The following is a 4232-nucleotide window of genomic DNA, read 5'->3' as shown; positions in this document are numbered from 1 at the left end:
AAAAGTGAAGCCTAATACACAATTACATAGCATCCACGAAGCCATTGAAGATATCCGACAAGGAAAAGTAATTATTGTAGTTGACGATGAAAATCGTGAAAATGAAGGTGATTTTTTAGCTGCTGCTGAAAAGGTAACGCCCGAAATGATCAATTTTATGGCAACACATGGTCGTCGTCTAATTTGTGCGCCTTTGACAGAAAATCGTTGTAAAGAATTGCAACTCGGAATGATGGTGAGCAACAACACCGATCCGATGGAAACAGCTTTTACCATTTCGGTTGATTTGAAAGGAAACGGCGTTACAACCGGAATTTCTGCTTCCGATCGTTCTAAAACAGTACAAGCATTAATTGATAAAGACACAAGACCATTTGATTTGGCACGTCCTGGACATATTTTTCCGCTCAAAGCGAAAGAAGGCGGTGTTTTACGTAGAACAGGACATACAGAAGCGGCTATCGATTTTGCACGTTTGGCTGGTTTGCAACCTGCTGGTGTGATTGTAGAAATTATGAACGAAGATGGTACGATGGCGCGTTTGCCACAATTGCTAGAAGTAGCTAAAAACTTCGATTTAAAGATTGTTTCTATTGAAGATTTAGTAGCCTACCGAATGGAACACGATTCATTGATTGAGAAAAAGGAAGATTTTGATGTACAAACACGTTTTGGCGATTTCCGCATGCGTGCCTACCAACAAACAACAAATAATCAAATTCATATTGCGTTGACAAAAGGAAGTTGGACAGCAGATGAGCATGTACTAACACGTATCAATTCTACTTTAGTGAATGACGATATTTTAGGAACGTTGACCAACAATGCAGATAAAAAACTAGATGATATGTTTCGTTTGATTAATGACGAAGAAAAAGGTGCAATCATTTTTATAAATCAAGATCATAGTTCTTTAAACTTACTTCACCGAATTAAAGAATTGAAAGCCTTACAAAACGATGGCGAATACAAAGCGCCAAAGATTAAAATGGATTCGAAAGATTTCGGAATTGGAGCACAAATTCTACATGACATCAATATTAGCAAGATTAAATTAGTCACGAATACACATCAAGAGAAACGTGTCGGAATGATTGGTTACGGTTTGGAAATTGTGGATTATGTATCTTATTAATTAGACTGCTGTCGCTATTAGATTTTAGATCGCTGTTAGCACGTACGTGCTTTTAGAGTTGTTGGAAAGGAACTTCTTTACTTCACATAAAAATTTAAAGGAATGATTTTCTGTCATATTGAGCGCAGTCCAGATAAATAGAAAATTATATCGAAAAGTACTTTGAAACGAAAAACTACGAACTGTTATTACGAGAAACGTAACGACTTGGTAATTTGTTTGTTATAAAACGATACTTTGTAACTTAAAGTATGAGATTGCTTCACTGCGTTCGCAATGACGTTTCAGAGGTTTTCTTCAATTCAACATTAGCATTTAGCATTTAAAATTAAATAGAAGCCAAAATCACTTCACGCATTTTTGCTCCTCTTGCTTTCACCTCTTCTGCTGTCCAAGACATTTTTATCAAACAAGAAACATTTCGCGCTATATACTGATCAGATTGATCAAAAGTTTTTGTGTCCAAATATTTCATTCCTTCTTTTACTTCCGCAGCAATTGGATACAACGACTTTAAGTCTTTTAAGTGTTCCCATTTGCGAATGTAATGCCAATTGTTATCGTAGTAATGAAAACATACATCAATTCCGTTTTGCTTGAATCCTGCCATGACTTTACGGGCAATTTCCAAATCGGGCAAGAAGAAGTTTAAAAAGGCACAACTTTCCACGCCGCCTTCTGGAACTGTTCTGAAAGTTACTTCCGGAATATCCGCTAAAGCTTCGCGTAAAATTGTGTAATGCTTCTTTTGAATGTCTAAAAATTCAGGCAAACGTCGTACTTGTGCCAAACCAACTGCTGCATTTAGTTCCGAGATACGAAAGTTGTATCCTAAAAACGGATGCGTTTCTGCGCCTCTATCGCTTCCCACATGATCGTGTCCGTGATCGCTATAATGATCCGCATTCAGTTTATAGTCACTGTTGTTGGTAATAATTGCACCACCTTCGCCACAGGTCATAGTTTTTACAAAATCGAACGAAAAACATCCGACATCACCAATAGTTCCGAGTGCTTTTCCGTTATACGTTCCGCCAATAGCTTGACATGCATCTTCTACCAAGATTAAATTATGTTCATCACAAATTGCTTTAATTTCACCTAAGTTTGCCATACTTCCGCACATGTGTACAGGCATGATGGCTTTCGTTTTTGGCGTAATTGCGTTGCGAATCGCTTCCGGATCTAACGTAAGTGTATCATCAATATCCACCAATACAGGAATAGCGCCCAACATCATAATGGCTTCAAAACTCGCTACAAATGTAAATGTTGGCATAATGACTTCATCACCTGCTCCAATTCCTGTCACTGCCAATGCTACGGAAACTGCTGCGGTTCCGCTAGAAACTAATTGCGCATGATTTACATCAAATTGCGCTTCTAAGGCACGTTCGAGTTCTTTTGCTTTCCAATGTCCGTTTCGCATTCCATCAAATCCGTAACGCATTAATACGCCGCTTTCTAACACATCGTGTACTTCTTTACGTTCGGCATCGCTAAATAGTTCAAATCCTGGCATAGTGTATTTTTTTGCTTGATCTTAGATTTTTATAAAAAAGAAAAACCTCTTTTCTAATTACAAAAGTATAGAAAAGAGGTTTTATTTTATGTGAATTTTATTAATAGTTTTCCATTATTTTTTCGAGAAACTTATAATGTCTTGAAGTGTCGCGCATCATGTTGTATGACATAATATTGTCTAATTCTTGTCCTTTATGATTAACAGCTACAATATTTGGGAACTTATTTTTAGTATTGTATTTTCTAGCTAATTTTTTATTTTCTTGACGTTGATCGTCAGTAATAATATCTATTCTTCTAGGAAAATCGGCCATAACCAACACAAAATCTTTTGCTTTTTCTTTGAATTTTTCTGTGTAAAAGAAGTCTTCTTTCAACATTTTACATGGTGGACACCAATCACTTCCAGTAAAATAAATCAAAATAGGTTTGTTAGACTTTTTAGCAATTTTCTTCGCTTTCTCAAAATCTGTCAACCAATTTAACTTGACATCTTCCTGTGCTAAAGCTGAAAATCCAATAAAAAATACGGCTAAAAAAAGTAATTTCTTCATGTGTATACTGTGTTAAGGCGTAAAACAAATATATGTGTTTCTTGTATTAAAACAACAATCTTGCCAAAATATTACAATTCTAATACACTTTCTGCAACCGACTTGCGCACTTTAGCCATAGTTGAAAACATATCATCTTCAGCTCTATGTCCTACTGGCAATACTAAAACTGAAGAAAGTCCGTGTGCAGTTAAACCTAAAACTTCATCGTATTTTTCTGGAACAAAGCCTTCCATTGGACAGGAATCAATTTGTTCCACACCGCAAACGTTTAATAGGTTTCCTAAAGCAATATACGCTTGTTTGGAAGCCCATGTTTTGAGTTCTTCTTGTGTTTTGTCTTTAAAAGAATTCTTCATAAAGTCTTTAAAAGGCGCTAAAATATCTTCTGGCGTATTACGAATTGCTACTACACGATCAAAATACGAATCAATATAGGCTTCATCAATTGTATTCTCAACACAAATTACCAACAAATGCGAAGCATCTACTACTTGGCGTTGATTCCAAGAATGTTCAACCAATTGTCCTTGTAATTCTTTGTTTTTAATTACCACCAAACGAATGGGTTGTAAGCCATACGAAGTTGCAGTAAGGTTAAACGCTTCTTTTAATGTTTCTATTTGGGTATCATCTAAAAAGCGATTGGCATCAAACTTTTTCGTGGCATATCGCCATTTTAGACTGTCTATTGTTTGCATATACGTTATCTTTGGGATTCTAAATTTATTTTGTTAAAAATAAGCAATACCTAAGCAGGAATGTTCTTCTTTGCGATAAATTAAACCAATTGCCGTATAACAAAACTTGTTACTTATGAACGCAGACACTATTACACGCATTGAAAACTCTGAAACACATATCTTTAAAGCTGTATTTCCAAATACGACCAATCATTACGATACCTTATTCGGCGGAACGGCATTGCACATGATGGATGAAGCTTCGTTTATTTGTGCCACACGTTTTAGTAGAAAAAAAGTGGTAACGGTTTCTACGGATAAAATTGACTTTACAGA

The 4232-nt window shown here is 35.9% G+C and carries 5 protein-coding genes; 2 read left to right on the top strand and 3 right to left on the bottom strand.

Annotated elements, in window-relative coordinates; translation table 11 throughout:
* Window positions 1-4: 4 nt before the first annotated feature.
* Entirely contained in the window at window positions 5-1135 is a 1131-nt protein-coding gene (gene ribB / locus AB8B65_RS20700; RefSeq protein WP_405303181.1) for a 3,4-dihydroxy-2-butanone-4-phosphate synthase, read from the top strand.
* 328 nt (window positions 1136-1463) lie between these two features.
* Here the strand turns inward: ribB and AB8B65_RS20695 are convergent, their stop codons facing one another.
* From AB8B65_RS20695 to AB8B65_RS20685, 3 genes are all read right to left on the bottom strand, one after another.
* On the bottom strand, window positions 1464-2657 hold the full coding sequence (locus AB8B65_RS20695) for a DegT/DnrJ/EryC1/StrS family aminotransferase (RefSeq protein WP_405303180.1): 1194 nt from the start codon (window positions 2655-2657) through the stop codon (window positions 1464-1466).
* Window positions 2658-2757: 100 nt separating this feature from the next.
* On the bottom strand, window positions 2758-3213 hold the full coding sequence (locus AB8B65_RS20690; RefSeq protein ID WP_405303179.1) for a thioredoxin family protein: 456 nt from the start codon (window positions 3211-3213) through the stop codon (window positions 2758-2760).
* Between the two features lie 71 nt (window positions 3214-3284).
* The gene (locus tag AB8B65_RS20685) at window positions 3285-3914 is read right to left on the bottom strand and encodes an NAD(P)H-dependent oxidoreductase (RefSeq protein ID WP_405303178.1); all 630 of its coding nucleotides are present in this window, start codon (window positions 3912-3914) and stop codon (window positions 3285-3287) included.
* A gap of 115 nt (window positions 3915-4029) precedes the next feature.
* Here AB8B65_RS20685 and AB8B65_RS20680 point away from each other — a divergent pair.
* On the top strand, window positions 4030-4232 hold a 203-nt coding region (locus AB8B65_RS20680; RefSeq protein ID WP_405303177.1), incomplete at its 3' end, for an acyl-CoA thioesterase.

Origin of the sequence: Kordia sp. (genome assembly GCF_045105435.1) — a bacterium.
Classification (GTDB): Bacteria; Bacteroidota; Bacteroidia; order Flavobacteriales; family Flavobacteriaceae; genus Kordia.
Note: the sequence above shows the minus strand (reverse complement) of the source record. Positions and strands in the feature narration are given on the sequence as shown.